This window comes from Avibacterium sp. 21-586 (assembly GCF_026226775.1).
Classification (GTDB): domain Bacteria; phylum Pseudomonadota; class Gammaproteobacteria; order Enterobacterales; family Pasteurellaceae; genus Avibacterium.
This window is the reverse complement of the sequence record NZ_JAKKOD010000002.1, coordinates 329,592-344,634: the sequence shown is the minus strand read 5'-3', so window position 1 is coordinate 344,634 and position 15,043 is coordinate 329,592. Positions and strand designations below refer to the sequence as shown.

Annotated in this window: 18 protein-coding genes; 11 read left to right on the top strand and 7 right to left on the bottom strand. The window is 40.6% G+C overall.

The window, feature by feature from the left end; translation table 11 throughout:
- Window positions 1-4: 4 nt before the first annotated feature.
- The 7 genes from L5B71_RS09340 to L5B71_RS09310 form a co-directional block, all read right to left on the bottom strand.
- The gene (locus tag L5B71_RS09340; RefSeq protein ID WP_265758103.1) at window positions 5-1,846 is read right to left on the bottom strand and encodes a Fic family protein; all 1,842 of its coding nucleotides are present in this window, start codon (window positions 1,844-1,846) and stop codon (window positions 5-7) included.
- A gap of 10 nt (window positions 1,847-1,856) precedes the next feature.
- A complete protein-coding gene (locus L5B71_RS09335; RefSeq protein WP_265758102.1) occupies window positions 1,857-2,852 on the bottom strand; it encodes a BtrH N-terminal domain-containing protein in 996 nt (331 codons plus the stop codon).
- On the bottom strand, window positions 2,845-3,744 hold the full coding sequence (locus L5B71_RS09330; protein WP_265758101.1) for a hypothetical protein: 900 nt from the start codon (window positions 3,742-3,744) through the stop codon (window positions 2,845-2,847). The genes L5B71_RS09335 and L5B71_RS09330 overlap by 8 nt, the downstream gene beginning before the upstream one ends.
- Window positions 3,741-4,130: a hypothetical protein gene (locus tag L5B71_RS09325; RefSeq protein ID WP_265758100.1), complete on the bottom strand. Its 390-nt coding sequence runs from the start codon at window positions 4,128-4,130 to the stop codon at window positions 3,741-3,743. The genes L5B71_RS09330 and L5B71_RS09325 overlap by 4 nt, the downstream gene beginning before the upstream one ends.
- On the bottom strand, window positions 4,117-5,280 hold the full coding sequence (locus L5B71_RS09320) for a beta-ketoacyl-ACP synthase III (protein ID WP_265758356.1): 1,164 nt from the start codon (window positions 5,278-5,280) through the stop codon (window positions 4,117-4,119). Before L5B71_RS09320 ends, L5B71_RS09325 begins: the two co-directional genes overlap by 14 nt.
- 2 nt (window positions 5,281-5,282) lie before the next feature.
- Complete coding sequence (locus L5B71_RS09315; protein WP_265758099.1) at window positions 5,283-6,209, bottom strand: dialkylrecorsinol condensing enzyme; 927 nt, start codon at window positions 6,207-6,209, stop codon at window positions 5,283-5,285.
- Window positions 6,210-6,346: 137 nt separating this feature from the next.
- Window positions 6,347-6,772 carry an excinuclease ABC subunit A gene (locus L5B71_RS09310; protein ID WP_103853655.1) on the bottom strand — a complete coding sequence of 142 codons (426 nt, stop codon included), beginning with the start codon at window positions 6,770-6,772 and terminating at the stop codon, window positions 6,347-6,349.
- Between the two features lie 148 nt (window positions 6,773-6,920).
- On the opposite strand from L5B71_RS09310, the gene L5B71_RS09305 reads away from it, so the two are divergent.
- From L5B71_RS09305 to L5B71_RS09255, 11 genes are read left to right on the top strand one after another with little or no spacing between them, the layout of a single operon-like run.
- Window positions 6,921-7,334, top strand: coding sequence for a hypothetical protein (locus L5B71_RS09305; RefSeq protein WP_265758098.1), 414 nt, complete (start codon window positions 6,921-6,923; stop codon window positions 7,332-7,334).
- Between the two features lie 6 nt (window positions 7,335-7,340).
- The gene (locus tag L5B71_RS09300; RefSeq protein WP_265758097.1) at window positions 7,341-8,093 is read left to right on the top strand and encodes a beta-ketoacyl synthase chain length factor; all 753 of its coding nucleotides are present in this window, start codon (window positions 7,341-7,343) and stop codon (window positions 8,091-8,093) included.
- Window positions 8,078-8,839 (top strand): lysophospholipid acyltransferase family protein, encoded by a 762-nt coding sequence (locus L5B71_RS09295; RefSeq protein ID WP_265758096.1) that lies wholly within the window; start codon window positions 8,078-8,080, stop codon window positions 8,837-8,839. Before L5B71_RS09300 ends, L5B71_RS09295 begins: the two co-directional genes overlap by 16 nt.
- A gap of 5 nt (window positions 8,840-8,844) precedes the next feature.
- On the top strand, window positions 8,845-9,102 hold the full coding sequence (locus L5B71_RS09290) for a phosphopantetheine-binding protein (protein WP_265758095.1): 258 nt from the start codon (window positions 8,845-8,847) through the stop codon (window positions 9,100-9,102).
- 8 nt (window positions 9,103-9,110) lie between these two features.
- Window positions 9,111-9,389 (top strand): acyl carrier protein, encoded by a 279-nt coding sequence (locus L5B71_RS09285; RefSeq protein ID WP_265758355.1) that lies wholly within the window; start codon window positions 9,111-9,113, stop codon window positions 9,387-9,389.
- Window positions 9,382-11,043 (top strand): AMP-binding protein, encoded by a 1,662-nt coding sequence (locus L5B71_RS09280; protein ID WP_265758094.1) that lies wholly within the window; start codon window positions 9,382-9,384, stop codon window positions 11,041-11,043. Before L5B71_RS09285 ends, L5B71_RS09280 begins: the two co-directional genes overlap by 8 nt.
- A 4-nt stretch (window positions 11,044-11,047) precedes the next feature.
- Entirely contained in the window at window positions 11,048-11,611 is a 564-nt protein-coding gene (locus tag L5B71_RS09275; RefSeq protein WP_126370672.1) for a hypothetical protein, read from the top strand.
- Complete coding sequence (locus L5B71_RS09270; protein WP_265758093.1) at window positions 11,601-12,926, top strand: AMP-binding protein; 1,326 nt, start codon at window positions 11,601-11,603, stop codon at window positions 12,924-12,926. Before L5B71_RS09275 ends, L5B71_RS09270 begins: the two co-directional genes overlap by 11 nt.
- Window positions 12,919-13,659 (top strand): glycosyltransferase family 2 protein, encoded by a 741-nt coding sequence (locus tag L5B71_RS09265; protein ID WP_265758092.1) that lies wholly within the window; start codon window positions 12,919-12,921, stop codon window positions 13,657-13,659. Before L5B71_RS09270 ends, L5B71_RS09265 begins: the two co-directional genes overlap by 8 nt.
- A complete protein-coding gene (locus L5B71_RS09260; protein ID WP_265758091.1) occupies window positions 13,656-14,588 on the top strand; it encodes an LpxL/LpxP family acyltransferase in 933 nt (310 codons plus the stop codon). Before L5B71_RS09265 ends, L5B71_RS09260 begins: the two co-directional genes overlap by 4 nt.
- Entirely contained in the window at window positions 14,585-15,031 is a 447-nt protein-coding gene (locus tag L5B71_RS09255; RefSeq protein WP_103853665.1) for an acyl-CoA thioesterase, read from the top strand. Before L5B71_RS09260 ends, L5B71_RS09255 begins: the two co-directional genes overlap by 4 nt.
- The last annotated feature ends 12 nt before the right edge of the window (window positions 15,032-15,043 follow it).

Genomic DNA, 15,043 nt, shown 5'->3' with positions numbered 1-15,043 from the left:
TTTGTTACTTTCTTTTTCGGTATTTTTGGTTACGATGTTTTGGGTTACCTGGGTATTTCATTTCGATTAAACCAAGGCATAATGCCGGATTTAGATAGCGTTTTCCAAAGTTAACTCTGTGGGAGACACCAAGTATCTCCATCAATTCTTTCGCGCTTTGATATTCATTCCCTAAAGCAGCAAGTAATTGTTTTACTTTATCACTTTCTTTATCACTTTCTTTATCACTTTCTTTATCACTTTCTATTGGCGATGCTACTTTTATATTTCCTAAATCCTTATTTAATAAGGCCTCTGGACTTTCTTTCTCAGATGAAATAATAGTGTAATCAGGTTTTGATTTAGTTTTGATTTCATGAAAACTAACAAGTCGGTAGATTAGCTCATTGCGTTTTACACCTTGCACAACCAAGAAACCCTTCTTTTTAAGCTGAGATAAAGCAAGGGTAATTTCACGTCCTGTATATTGAGGAATGGCCTCAACAATTTGTTTATGATTTGCTTGCTGCCCGTTGATAGCAATATATAACAAACAATCTTTCACTCTTCGCTTTAGTTGTGTAAAGCGAGTACCAAAGTGATCTGCTAACTTTTCTTCCCATTTTATAATTTCACCATCTTGGAACGTTAAGGTTAATCTTGTGTAATCAATCTGGCTTTCTAATTTAGGGGTTGTGAAATAGTAATTTTGCCAATTTTGAAAAATATCTTTTACTCCTTGTCCTTGACGTTCACATAAACCCACACGGCGTAAAATATTATGAATAGTACCATTCCTACATTCTGAACGATTTCCCACAATAGCATGTTGAATATCAACTAGCATAGTTCCTGCATTCTCAAAACAAATTTGATTTTGTGTTTTTACAATCTTTAAATGCCGGCTGTCATTAAAATAATCTGCATGAGCAATAGCATTGACTAAAGCTTCACGTAATGATTTCGTAATTTCATTTTCTTCGGTTCGAGTGAGGTTATCAAGTTTAAAGTGGCTATCTTTTCCTAAAGAGGTCAATAGAGGAGCAATCTTCCAATAGAATTCAAGTAGATTTCCTTCCTCTATATCAAAGTCTGTAATACGTAAATCATAGCGACTGTTTTGTTCACTAGTTTCGTAATATTCAAAGAAAAAGTGTTTAAGAAAATTTTTGATAATATGCCCTTTACCAAACAGAAGTAACCCAGCAAAAGTAACTCCTTTTTGCCCTGTTTCAATATCCATTGCGATTGCGCCAATACGCTCCAATAGTTCCTCATCAGATAATAAAAGTAATGGTTCAGAAGCTTTTTGTGCTTTAAGCAAATTACGATATTTATTTAAGGTATCTAAATTTAGATAATTTAAGTCACTCTGAGGCAGAATTTTTCCGTCACGATTTTTACTCGTGGCATTTGAAATCATTGAACGTAGTTCCCCGTCATTTAATTTATGATCACCTGTTTTCAGACGAATGTAAGAACGACGAAGATCTTGATTCAAGTGAACTGGGCGATCGGTTTCTTCTGCTTTGGGTACATAAACCACAATAACTTGTTTATCGTTGATCGTAAAACAACGGACATTCCCATCAGATAATAAAGCAGCACTGACTTTTTCTTTACTGCGAGATTGAGTAAAAATAAGTTCTTGGATTTTTTCAGCATTATTGACACCTAGAATATGCAGCCCTTCTTTTTCTGATACACCAAGTATAATAAAACCGCCCGATTGGTTTGCAAAAGCACAATAGGTTTCCCACATTGATCTAGGAATATCATTTTTAGCCTCTTTATATTCTAGCCACTCTTGCTCAGTATATAAATTGCCAGAGACTAGCATTTGTTCAATATCAGTCCAACTTAGCATATTTTCCCTGCTATTTATTTCTTAATATACGCCATAATACTTCTTCTTTTTCAGCAATAACTTTTAAAAACTTGGCGATCTTTTGATAACCCTCAACACTCGGCTCTCGACATTGCTTCACACAAAGGCTGGCAAATTGTCGCCATTGATCACCAATTTCGGTCATTTGTTGTGAAGCTTGTTTGAATTTGGGTTCTTGGCAAATTTCTGCCGCTTGCTCTAGGAAATAGGCATAAATATAACGAAAACCCGCACCACCTGTGCCAATTTCTTCTTGCATTCGCACGATATGACCGAGAAATAATTTCTTGTATTTTTCACTTTGTTTGCTATAAGCAAATTTTTCAATCTGCTTTGCAAGAGAGCACATTCCACGCACGCCAACAAACCAAAGTGGTGCGAGCATTTGCTTGGCATTTTTGCGAATGGCTTTGCGTAAAATTGTGGGTAAATCAAGTGCGGTCAAATTTGGCGAAGTTTTCCAATAATACATCAACCCTTTCGCTGCGAGCGCGCCTTTGGCAAAACGCGCACGTTCTAAATCCTGTGCAGAACAGCGTTGCACCTGCTCAAACACGGGATCGCTAATTAAATATTCGTTCTCCTGTTTGCCATAAACCAGCAAATTATGTGCATTAAAATGAAAACGCATTTCGGGTGGAAAATGAGGTAGCCAAAATACCGAAGTTTGCAACCCCACCAGCTTTCCTTGCGCCAAGGCGTTATCTAAAGCCTGTTGCCCTTGTTGCGCCGAACGAAAACGTTTTAACGCAAGTTTCCCTTTTAATATTTTTGACACTTTTTTAAGAATTGACCCCGGCGGCATTCGGTAAGAAATTAACGGCATTCCACTAATTTTAATTTGTGGAATATAAACAAAGGTCAATGCCGAAGCCAAGCCGAATACCATTGCCTCGTTGAAATCAACGCCTTGCGATTTGAGTAAAGTGGACATCACACCACTTTCGCAATGGGCGGTATGTTGGTGTTGGAAGTTGTTATTCATATTCTCTATCTAATAGATATAAACCAAGTCTTCTTTTCCAAGGTAATTTAATTCCATAAGTAGGATAATTTTCTGGCCATCTATATGGCTGTCTAATTACTATTGGACTGTATCCTTCTATAAATTTTTTTGGATCTATCATATTGTCAAAGTTCCAATCAGTTTCATTATATTTGATAGAAGCTACAGGAATAGTCATAATTCCATTTGGGGCATGATTAAGAATTACCCATTCCCCTGATTCGACAGGATATGATTTTTCTTTCCTTTCACCAATAAGCTGACTGCAATAAAAAACATCCTTAGCTGGAATTTTCAATTCTAGACAAAGTGGTTTATTGGTATCTTGGTAGAAACCAGCCTCATCAGTAAAAGAATTAAGCATATCCATCTCAATTTGTATTTCCTTAATGTTCAATTCATCACAAGCTTTACGTAACATCACCAGTGTTTCAGCATAAGAATCCTTGTCTGTAAGATTGAAATTTATTCCTTTTCTTTCTTGATATCGAATTTGCCTTCTTAAATATACATATTCTAACTCTGCATTTTCTAATGCTTTTTGAGTATGTTCATAAAGTTGTATGACTTCATTAATAATTTCATCTACTTCTTTTGAATTTAGTTTTTCTAATATTTCTCTATATTCAGACAGTTCACGATGGCAATAAGTTGAATAGACTCGATCTAAACAAAAGGGATTGCGTCTAATATTTAGGGCATATGATGTAAAATAAGTTAATAGTGCATATCCAAATGATTCTTTATTTCCGTTAAAGCCATCAAACTTTGGGTTTCCCATACCTATACAATCAAATAAAATATTATTCGTTATATAAAATTTAGGATAATTTTGAAATTGTTCTTTTTGATCTGTTGTTTTAAATGTCATTTTTTTACCAATAATTGAATATCATTTCCAAAAACTTCAGCATATCGTGCCAGCGTTTTCTTAGATAATTTAGGCCACACCTCAGGCCTAAAATGCCTTTTGATTTGCCATTGCCAGAAACCAGTGGCTTGGGCGAGGGTTTGGAGATCATAGCGGTTTTTATACATCAGGTAGTAAATGACCGATTTTTCCCCTTTTTTAACCGCCTGAAGTGCCTGTTCAGTCAGTTCATTTAAGGCATCAACGGCTTGGTGGGTGGCAAATTCCTCCGTTTGCCAGCCTGTGCTAGTGCTAGGCTGGTAATGCCCATTTTGCGTAGCATAGATGATTTTTTTTTGTCCGCGAAAAATGCGGCTATCATCTTGGGGGATTTCATTCAGCTCCATTCACGACCTCAAGCAACATAAAACACGAAGAAAAACGACCGCTCTCTGGAATATAGCACAGCACTTTCTGCCCATTTTTGAGTGAGAAGGTGCGCATAAACTCTTCTAAAATAATGTAAATGGAAGCGGAACCCGTGTTGCCTTTTTCTGCAAGGTTAGTAAACCATTTTTCTTGCGGAATATCAAACTGAATGCGCTGTAAGCCTTCTGATAATTTGTTACGGAAAAAGCCTGAAGAATAGTGCGGTAGAAAATAATCAATTTTTTCCGCACTGAGCTGATATTTTTCTATTAAATGCGATAAGGCTTTTTCCACTGTATAGCTAACAATATTTTCATTGAGTAATTTTACATCTTGTTTAATTGCCATTAGGCTGTGTTTGTCACGGTGTTCGTTATCCACCGCTTTCCAGCTAACAAACTTACCATTGTCAATTTCCGCACCTGCGTACATACAAACAGGCATTTCATTGGCGTAAGAGATGAGATCAATCCAATGAATTTTAAAGCTAATGCCTGCTGGATTAGGACGGTGGCTTAGTTGTGCTGCCCCAGCACCGTCTGAAAGCATCCAGCGTAAAAAATCTTTTTCAAAGCCAATTTCCGGTTTTGCATTATCCAGTTGTTTTTGATTTATTTCAGGGCGAAAATTTTCGCTACGCATCACCGCTGAAGCCGCTTCTGAAGCCACTGCGATGGCATTTTGATGTTCCCCTGTGCGAATAGCATTATAAGCGTGTTTCATCGCAGCCATTCCTGCCACGCAAACCCCTGCGGTGGTTAGCACTTCGCAAGCTGGCGCATTGGGAATTAAGCCGTGTACCATTACCCCTTGCCCCGGCATAATTTGATCTGGGTAAGAGGTGCCACAGGCTAAACAGTCAAGCTGCTGTATATCAAAGCCCTGTTCCACTAATTTTTCAATGGCACAGACTGCAAGTTCTGTACTGCTGTGCGTAGCTTGGCGTGTTTTCGGATCAAGGGCGTAATAGCGCGTGCGAATGGCATTAGAACGTAAAATCATATTACGGACACGGGAAGGCACATCGCCGACCATTCCCAACACGGCTTCCATTTGATCATTGCTAACGGGAGCATTTGGCAAAAAACTTGCCACAGAATTAATATAAACCTCAGAAAGTTGCGACATCATTATTCTCCAGATGGTGCAGCAAAATAGCGTTTTTGGCGTTCAAGTTTTTCTTTTAATAAAGGTTTTAGTAAACGCTTAATTAGGGCGGAAATTGGCACAACAGTGATAATTAATAAGACTAAAAAAGCGATATAAACATACAGCACTGCTTGGCGTAAACGTGGCGAAATTTGACCGCACTTGAGTAATAACTTTCCCCATAAATAAAAACTGCGGTGTCCTACTTTTTCACTCATCATCAGTTTCTCATCAATTTGCACCGCGCCCATATGTTGAAATAGCGGTTGATCGAGCGAGGCATTTTCTGCTAATTTTTCTGCAAGTTCTCGACCAAATCGCTGCATATCGGTAATATTTTCTTCACTAATGCCCGCGCTAGGTAACCATTCATAAGGACGCTTTTTTCCTGTAAACAGCCATAATGGCGTGGTGATAAAACTTGCCCACGCATTAGATTGATCGGTTTTAACAATATTACCCACCAGCGTTGCGCCCGCTTGATTTAACAAGGCTTTGACTTTTTCTTGCGCCATTAACCACATATTACGGCAGCCGATTAAGGTGATCACAGGCGTGTTGTGCAAGACTTGTTTACCTTGTTCACTTTGCAAAAACGCAGTAATAGGTTGAGAGGGGGAAAGAAACCAAACGCTATAGGCGATAATCACCAAATCATAGTGATCACGCTGTAATTGCGGTGGCTGAATTGGCGCAGGTTGTAAGTGAACACTTTCAGGAAAGGTGTTAAAAAATGGGGTAAATTTCCACGGAAACGCATAATCTTGCTGCGGTTTCACCTGATATTCTTCAATAATGATCTCTTGCTGTGTGCGTAATGGTTGCAGAAAATTTTCTACTAGACGAGAAAGTTGCCCTGTTTGTGAATAAGAAACCACAAGAATATGTTTAGGTGAATGCGTGTCCATAAAGTTAAATGCTAAAAAATGTGTGCCAATAAAATTCGGCGCGAAATTATAAATTTGATAATCTGATTGTCAAGCCAGCTAAAATGTTAAGTGCGGTGTAAAATTTCCAAATTTTCGACCGCACTTAAAGAAATGAATTAGCGAACAATATCGCCTTTTAAGGCAACGCCACTCATTAAATTACCAGCGTGGCATTCGTATTGTGTTGTGCTGCGATAAGGATTTTTCTTATAGAAACTAATAAGGTTGCCAACTTTGGTTGCACCTTGTTTTTTTGCGGTATCTTGGAATTGTTTCACTACAGTTAGGAACGCCCATTGACAAGATTTTTCATCGCTCTTATTTGCCGCATTGGTTTTACGATTACTCACTAACCCCGCTTTGACAACTTTACCCGGTGCGGGTTTGCCAAAATAAAGTTTAATTTTTGGATCTAACACTTCTTTTGCTTCAGGGGAATTTAATGCTTCCTGAATGGAGTAATAATGGGTGGTATCTCTAGGGGCGCAAGCTGCGAGTAAAAGAGCTGTTAAAGCAATAGCAAGTTTTCCTGAATGTTTCATAGTTTTTCCTTTTTTGTAAGCATTAATAAAATGCGTGAGATTAGGTGATTATTCTATCGTAAACGGTTGCTTTTCCGCTTGGTAATTTAACGTAAATTAAGGTAAACTTCCACCATATTTTTTATTAATAACTAATTAGGTTTTGATAATGAAAAAATTATTTTTGATTTGTTTATGTGCCGAGACTTTAGTGGGCTGTGCCGCTGGTATTAGTGATTCACAACCCGTGCAATTAAGCAGTCTTAAACAGCCATTATGCGTTACCACTGATTTACGAAAAGCCCCCGAAGATTTTGCTGACGCGATTTTAGCGAGCTTAAAAAAACGTGGTATTAAGGCGAATTTTGTTAGATCTCGTGAACTAGCAGGCTGCACATCAATTTTGAAAGCTGCTGTTCGCGGTAATCGTACCATTATTGCCCATGCGCGTTTAACTGTTGTGCAAGATAAGCAAATGCTTGGCTCTATCACATACAAAAGACGTGGCGATGAAGCAGAGCGTGTAAAAGAAGTGGGCTTGCAAGGTCAAACAGATTTAATGATTAACGAATTATTTCAATAATAATCAATGAACACCGCAATTTGTCAGTTTAATTTTTCTCTGCGCGGCTGGAAAGTGGTTACTAACCGTGAACTTTCTCGCCAAGATTGGCAATTAGGCGAAGCTCATTGGGCGAAGAATAGCCATTTATGGCAGCCTTTTGCGCCTAAGTTAGCCTTTCTTCCCCCTTTAAAACGGCGACGTTTAAGTGAGCTGGCTCGCTTATTTTTTGAAGCCGCTTGGGATCTTATTGAAGAACAACCCAATATCCCTGTGGTTTATGCCTCTGCCAATAGCGAAATCAATCGAAACTTTGCCCTTTGGCATAGTCTTTTAACAGAGGGTGATGTTTCGCCGACTTCATTCAATTTATCTGTGCATAATGCACTGGTGGGACAATGGTCGGAAATGCGCCAAGTCAAAGCAGAAACCACGGCAATTATGGCAAAACAAGATAATTTGGAAGTGGCATTGCTTGAGGCTTATTTCTTGTTGCAAGAAGGGCAAGAACGCGTGCTTGTGGTGGTAGCAGAATCACCATTGACCGAACAATATAATGCCGAACCTGTGGTGCGTCAGCCTTTTGGTTATGCGTTAGCCTTAATAGTAGAAAAAGGCAATCAATATCAACTTAGCTTACATTGTACTGAAGAACGTGGAGATCTTGCAGAAAAATGTAGTGATAATGCGTTATTTTGGGTACAGCAACAATATTTAGACCAATCTCAGTGGCAAACCCCAAGTTCGCGTGGAGATATTTGGTTATGGCAGAAAAATTAGATTGGCTACGCCGTTTTCTTGCCACTGCCATAGGATTCGCTTTTTGGGGCGTGGCAGGAACATTATTGCAATTGGTGTTATACCCTTATGCACGCTGCCCACAAAACTTAGCTACGCAATTAAAAGTACGCCGTTTTGTCGGAAAAATTTGGCGTTATTTTGTGCGTTTTACTGTTTGGAGTGGCGTGCTAGAAGTCAAATATCAAGGTTTTGAAAGATTAGGGCGAGCCGGGCAATTAGTTATTGCCAATCACCCCTCTTTGCTTGATGTAGTGCTGACCTTAGCGAAAACGCCAGAATTAAATTGCATTGTCAAACAAGATTTATTGCATAACCCGACAATGCGAAACCAAATTTTGGCTTGTGGATTTTTGCCGAATACGGAATCCCTTGAGCTGTTAGAACAATGCGATAACGTGCTGAAAGAACAGGCAATTTTGCTTTTCCCTGAGGGAACTAGAACAGGTTGGGACGGTGTGGTGAAACTTAACCGTGGTGCAGTATCTATTGGTTTGCGTAGCGCAAAAGTGATTACCCCTGTGGTGATCAAAATGCACCCGTTGAATTTCAAAAAGGGGCAACCTTGGTACCAATTACCTAAAAGCCGCATTACTTATGAACTCTCTGTGGGAGAGAATATTGATCCACAAAATTGGCTTGCTGAAAAACCCTTACCGTTGGCAGCGCGTCGCTTAACACAATATTTAAATGATTATTTTAATTCTCAAACTCAACAAAAAGGATAAATAAAATGGAATTAGAACAACAACTTAAAAATATCATTATCGAAAGTTTAGCATTGGAAGACATCAACCCAGAAGATATTGAAAACGATACATTGCTGTTTAGCGATGAGGGCTTAGGGCTAGATTCTGTTGATGCGCTAGAACTCGGTTTAGCCGTACAAAAAGCCTTTAATTTACAATTAGATAGTGAACAGCACGCATTGCGCGATCACTTCACTAATGTCAATACTTTAGCCGCATTTATTCGCTCACAACAAGGTTAATGACGATGATGACAGAACAACAAATCCAAGATTTACTTTCTGAAGCTTTAGTATCTTTATTTGAAATTGATCCCAATAAAATCACCCCAGAAACGAATCTTTATGAAGATCTAGAAATTGATAGCATTGACGCCATTGATTTAATTGACTACATCAAACGCAACACAGGATACAAAGTGAAACCTGAAGATTTCCGCAATGTGCGTACGGTAAATGATGTGGTGCAAGCGGTGTTAAAAATGAGCCAAGAAGCCCAACAAGCCACAGACGACTCTCAGAATGCCTAATTACACGGAACATAGTCTTATCGCCACGCAGCCCGATTGGCGCTATGGCGATTTTACTTACAAAGCCCTACAAATGGCGCAAGCTTTCAAACAGCAAAAGGTGAAATCTATTGCGGTTTGGTTAGAAGACGGCGCAAACCTTGCCTGCACCCTACTTGCTGCTTGGCAGGCTGATGTACGCGTGCTTTTTCCACCCAATTTAACCCAAGAAAGCCGTGAATGGGGTGCGCAGCACGCTCAGTTCTGGTTGTGTGATAATGACGCTGAACTTTCACCTTGTATGGCGTTTAAGGATTTTGGTGGCGATCAGCAGGTACAAAAACAAGAAAATTTTGCACCGCACTTTGATCGTAATGCACAAACAGAAATTTGGCTAAAAACGTCAGGTAGCACAGGGGAAGCAAAAACCATTGTGAAAACTGCTCAGCAAATGTGGCGAAGTGCGCAAGTGTTAGCAGAGGCTCTGTCTTTCCCTGCGGATAATCACTGGCGTGCCATTAGCACGGTGAGCATTCAGCATGTTTATGGCTTAACCGTGCATATTATGATGTCGTTAGCGCTTGGCTGGCAAATTGGGCGTAAGCAATTGTTTTATCCTGAGTGTATCAAATCGGCGCTTAACCAATCAGAAAATGCCGTGTTGGTGAGTAGCCCTGCGATGTTATCAAGCATTACTTGGGACACAATGGCAATGCCAAAAAGTCTGCGCGGTATTGTTTCTTCAGGTGGCGCATTGGCTGAAGATGTTTCAACTCAAATCCGTGCGGCAATCCACGCCCCCGTGGTAGAAATTTACGGCAGCACGGAAACAGGCCCAATTGCAATCCGTGATGATATTCATCTTTGGCAAAGATTGCCAAATAGCCAGCTTGGGCAAGATGAACAAGATGCCTTATGGATTGAAGCGGATTGGATTTCAGGACGCGAGCAAACCGCAGATATGGTGAAATTTGAAGGCTCAGGCTTTCGTTTACTTGGACGTTGTGATCGCATTGTAAAAATTGGCGATAAACGTACATCTTTAGTGAGCATTGAACGTCAGTTATTACAACACCCTTTTGTGGAAGATTGTTATATCGCACGCCACCCAGAGCAAAATCGCTTAGCTGCGTGGGTGGGATTAACGGAGGCTGGCATTAATGCTTTCCGTGAACAAGGTCGCCGTGCATTAATTGCCGAACTGAAACAAGCTGTTGCTGCAAATCAAGATAAATCCGCCATTCCACGTTTTTGGCGTTTTACTGATAAATTACCGCGCAATAGTCAATCGAAAATTAATAAATTAGCCTTTAATCAGGTTTGTGTGGAAAGCGTGCTTGATCCTATTTGGTCTAGGCCTGAGCGTGATGGCAATCAATATGTGATCAAAGGCAAAGTGCCGTTGGAATTGCGTTTCTTAAAAGATCATTTTGCTGAATTTCCCTTAGTGCCGGGCGTGATTGAGTTACAATGGATCAGCGAAAAAATGCAGGATTTTTTAGGTAGGAATCTTAATTTTTCGAGCATTGATCGTTTGAAGTTCCAGCATTTTTTACGTCCAAATGATGAATTTGAACTCACGCTTAGTTGGCAGCCTGAAAAGCGGCGGATCGCGTTCCAGCTTAAAGTTGCCGAAGAAACTTGCTGTAGCGGTGTGGCACTTTTAACGGAATAACATAATGAAAGCCCTAACTTCCGTTCTTATCACCTTATTCCTTGCAGTAAGTGCGGTGGCTTTTCCCATTGTTTTTTGGTGGCAAGGGGCAAATAGCCCCATTTTGTTTTATCTGCCGTGGATAATGGCGGCATTATGGGCGGTGAAAGGGCTGCTACAAAAGCCCTCAGCGCAGCGTTATTTCTCTTTTTGCCTAGCATTAATTTTAGCGGTGATCGCAGGCACACGCGCCTTAGTGGGAATGTTTTGGTATCCCGTGATTATCAATGGATTAATGCTCACCTTATTTGCAAGCAGCCTATGGCAATCGCAAACTTTTGTAGAGCGTTTAGCCCGCTTGCAAGAACCGAATTTAACCGCAGAAGGTGTGCGTTACACCCGAACTGTAACCCAAGTATGGTGCGTTGTGTTTATTATCAATATTGTGATTACCAGCGCACTAATATTCGGGCAATATTATGATTATTGGGCATTATATTCAGGGGTGATTTCCTATGTGTTCATTGGTTTAGTAATGGGCATTGAATGGATCATTCGACAACAAGTAAAAAAACATCATGCAAATTAATTTTTCAGCAATGAAGGACATCACCTTAAATCCTTCTTGGTCAAAACAAGATTTTACCTCTCGTGCGTGGCAAATTAGTCAGCAATTACAGCAGCAACAGATACATAGCCTAGGTTTATGGCTTGATGATGCGGCACAAATGGCGTGTGTGTTGCTGGCGTGTTTTCAGGCAAAAGTGCGCGTGTTATTGCCGCCAAATTTATTGGCGGAAAACCAACAATGGCTAGCACAAGAAAATGCGATGTTGATGGATAATGAATGCTTTGCCATCTTTGGTTTAGCACAACAAATTAACGATGAAACTTTAGCCCAGCCTTTAATCGATCCCCATTGTCAAAGTGAAATTTGGCTTAAAACCTCAGGTAGCAGTGGTGAGCCAAAAATTTTAGTTAAAACCGCAGAAAAAATGTGGCAGGAAGCTCAAGCTATTGCGCAGAGTGTCGCATTTTCAGAGAATACACCGCTATATGTGGTATCAAGTGTATCAGCCCAACATCATTACGGTTTATCTTACCGAATTTTCTTACCGCTCTATTTAGGCTGGCCGTTGGCACGCTTGCAATATCATTATCCCGAATATTTGATGAGCGAAAGTTTACACGCAGAAAATGTATTATGGGTAAGTAGCCCTGCCTTGCTGACTCACCTTAATTTAAAAGATCCCAAACTTGCTCGTTGTGGCATTCGTGCTGTTGTTTCCGCAGGTTCGCCCTTACCTTTGGATACGGCAAAACGTATTCGTGATACCTTATCTTGCCGAATGATCGAATGTTACGGTAGCACTGAAACAGGGGCAATTGCGTTTCGTGAGCAAGAAACATTATGGACGCCGACCATATTTACCACAGTAGGATTAACAGAAAATGGCACGCTTTGGGTGAAATCCCCTTGGCTTGATCAGCCAGAAATTATGGCAGACGCGGCGGAAATGCACGGTGAGCGTTTTTTATTGCTAGGGCGTGTAGATCGCATAGTGAAACTGGGTGATAAACGCATTTCGCTGGTTAATATAGAACAAGCCTTGCAGCAGCATTCTTGGGTGGTGGATTGCTTTATTGCACAGCACCCTAATCAGGCTCGCCCTGCGGCTTGGGTAGCATTAAATGAAGAAGGGGTAAACCTATATCGCACACAAGGGCGTAATGCGGTCATTCATTCACTTCGCCAGCATCTTAGCCAAACTCAAGAAGCCGCAGCATTGCCACGTTTTTGGCGTTTTACCGATAAACTGCCACGCAACAGCCAATCAAAAATTTTAAAAGCGGATTTCGAGCAGGTTTTCCTCCGCCAGCAAAAGGAATTAACCCATGTATAATCAGCCAATAAATCAACAAGTGATTGCCCTTATTCCTCATTACAATCATTCCAACACCGTAGGTGCCGTGGCACATCAGCTACGCCAACTTAATTTACCTGTGCTGATTATTGATGATGGCTCAACAGCAGATCATAAAGCAGCACTTCAAGAACTTGTACAACAAGACGGTATTCAAGTTCATTTTTGTCCGCAGAATGGGGGCAAAGGTGCAGCAATGAAAGTGGGATTTAAGCTGGCGTGGGAACAGGGTTTTGCCTATGCCGTACAAGTCGATGCAGACGGGCAACATCAACTTTCTGATGTAGCGATCTTTTTACAAAAAAGTGCAGAAAATCCCACCGCACTTATTTGTGGACGTCCTATTTATGGCGATGATGCGCCAAAATCCCGTTTATACGGTAGAAAGATTACCGATTTTTGGAATGCCATTCACACCCATTCAGGGGATATTTTAGATGGAATGTGTGGTTTTCGGCTTTATCCTGTGGTGGCAATGATGGATTTGTTGAAACAGGAAAAAATTGGCGATCGAATGGATTTTGACATTGAAATTATTGTCAAAGCACATTGGTATAAAATTCCAATGGTGTGGGTGGATACCCCCGTGCGTTATGATAAGAATGGCACATCACATTTCCGTGCTTTTGCGGATAACTGGAAAATCAGCAAAATGCACACCAAACTTTTTTGGCAAATGGTATGGCGAATGATACGAGGCAAACCGTTATGAGCCAACAAGAAAAACATTGGGCAAAGCAACAAGAGCGTGGAACTCGATTCTTTCTCAATCTCACCCGCTTGATTGTGGCATATCTGCCTTTGTGGGCGATCCGCATTGCCACCTTCGTGGTGGTGAGCTATTTTTTTGCCACTTCAAAGAAAGCGCGTCAGTATATTGCTGAATATCAGCAACGTTTGTGTCAAACCTTTCCAGAGGTGAAATTACCAACTTGGGCGGTTTTTCGTCAATTTTTGACTTTTGGCGAAGCAATCACGGATCGCTTTGCGGTGTGGCAAAATAAAATTAACTATCACGATTTGCATATTGATGATATGGATAATCTTTATCACGACATTGATCATCAAAGCTGTGGGCAAATTTTATTATGCTCCCATTTTGGCAACATTGAAATTTGTCGCGCGTTAGTTGATAGCGGACATCATCCTAATTTTGTGCTGAACGTGTTAGTACATAGCCACCACGCAGAGGCTTTCAATGAAGCCTTAGAAAAAGCGGGGGCAAAAGCGCTTCCTGTCATTCAGGTAACGGATTTAGATGCACAAAAGATGTTTGAATTGCACCAACGTATAGAACGTGGTGAATGGATTGCCATTGCTGCGGATCGCATTCCTGTGCGTGGCGATAAAACACAAAAAGTTAATTTTCTTGGTAAGCCAGCGGATTTCCCGCAAGGTGCTTGGTTGCTTTCAGCATTGCTCAAAGCACCGCTTAATACGGTGTTTTGTGTGAAATCGCAAGGACGCTATCAATTAAAACTGCGCCGTTTCAGCACTGCCATTTCAGGGCGAGGTGAAGTGCGCCAGCAACATATTCAACAGGCAATGCAACAATATGCTGATGTATTGGCGCAAGCCTGCCGTGAGCAGCCATTACAATGGTTTAATTTTTACGATTTTTGGAACGATAACAAAGAATGAAAGCGAAAAAACATGTTTATTGCCAACATCAATCTGATTATGAAATTCCCTTTTTTGATGTGGATTCTGCGCATATTATGTGGCACGGGCATTACATTAAATATTTTGAAATGGCGCGTTGTGCGTTGCTGGAAGACATTGGCTACACTTATGATGATATTCGTGCAGATGGCTATGGTTGGCCCATTGTACAACTGAATGTGAAATACGTTCGCCCTGCGCTTTTTCGTCAAAAAATCCGCGTAACCCTTTCCGTGGTGGAATATGATACCTGCCTGCGTATTGATTATGTGATTACCGATTTAGCAACGGGCAAAAAACTCACGGTCGCTAGCACCACACAAGTGGTGGTGGACGCCCAAACAGGTGAAATGCAATTAGAGGCAACAGAAAATTGGCGTAAAGCCTTTGAAGCCTACAAAGGCTTTCAACCGTTAGCCTAAGGTACAGGAAAA

Excerpts from the sequence above, each read along its gene's own strand:
- L5B71_RS09305 (WP_265758098.1), top strand. The coding sequence starts at position 6,921 with ATGAAAAAATTATTTTTGATTTGTTTATGTGCCGAGACTTTAGTGGGC.
- L5B71_RS09320 (WP_265758356.1), bottom strand. The coding sequence starts at position 5,280 with ATGTCGCAACTTTCTGAGGTTTATATTAATTCTGTGGCAAGTTTTTTG.
- L5B71_RS09255 (WP_103853665.1), top strand. The coding sequence starts at position 14,585 with ATGAAAGCGAAAAAACATGTTTATTGCCAACATCAATCTGATTATGAA.
- L5B71_RS09270 (WP_265758093.1), top strand. The coding sequence starts at position 11,601 with ATGCAAATTAATTTTTCAGCAATGAAGGACATCACCTTAAATCCTTCT.
- L5B71_RS09290 (WP_265758095.1), top strand. The coding sequence starts at position 8,845 with ATGGAATTAGAACAACAACTTAAAAATATCATTATCGAAAGTTTAGCA.
- L5B71_RS09315 (WP_265758099.1), bottom strand. The coding sequence starts at position 6,209 with ATGGACACGCATTCACCTAAACATATTCTTGTGGTTTCTTATTCACAA.
- L5B71_RS09340 (WP_265758103.1), bottom strand. The coding sequence starts at position 1,846 with ATGCTAAGTTGGACTGATATTGAACAAATGCTAGTCTCTGGCAATTTA.
- L5B71_RS09275 (WP_126370672.1), top strand. The coding sequence starts at position 11,048 with ATGAAAGCCCTAACTTCCGTTCTTATCACCTTATTCCTTGCAGTAAGT.
- L5B71_RS09335 (WP_265758102.1), bottom strand. The coding sequence starts at position 2,852 with ATGAATAACAACTTCCAACACCAACATACCGCCCATTGCGAAAGTGGT.
- L5B71_RS09330 (WP_265758101.1), bottom strand. The coding sequence starts at position 3,744 with ATGACATTTAAAACAACAGATCAAAAAGAACAATTTCAAAATTATCCT.
- L5B71_RS09310 (WP_103853655.1), bottom strand. The coding sequence starts at position 6,772 with ATGAAACATTCAGGAAAACTTGCTATTGCTTTAACAGCTCTTTTACTC.
- L5B71_RS09325 (WP_265758100.1), bottom strand. The coding sequence starts at position 4,130 with ATGGAGCTGAATGAAATCCCCCAAGATGATAGCCGCATTTTTCGCGGA.
- L5B71_RS09280 (WP_265758094.1), top strand. The coding sequence starts at position 9,382 with ATGCCTAATTACACGGAACATAGTCTTATCGCCACGCAGCCCGATTGG.
- L5B71_RS09300 (WP_265758097.1), top strand. The coding sequence starts at position 7,341 with ATGAACACCGCAATTTGTCAGTTTAATTTTTCTCTGCGCGGCTGGAAA.
- L5B71_RS09285 (WP_265758355.1), top strand. The coding sequence starts at position 9,111 with ATGACAGAACAACAAATCCAAGATTTACTTTCTGAAGCTTTAGTATCT.
- L5B71_RS09295 (WP_265758096.1), top strand. The coding sequence starts at position 8,078 with ATGGCAGAAAAATTAGATTGGCTACGCCGTTTTCTTGCCACTGCCATA.
- L5B71_RS09265 (WP_265758092.1), top strand. The coding sequence starts at position 12,919 with ATGTATAATCAGCCAATAAATCAACAAGTGATTGCCCTTATTCCTCAT.
- L5B71_RS09260 (WP_265758091.1), top strand. The coding sequence starts at position 13,656 with ATGAGCCAACAAGAAAAACATTGGGCAAAGCAACAAGAGCGTGGAACT.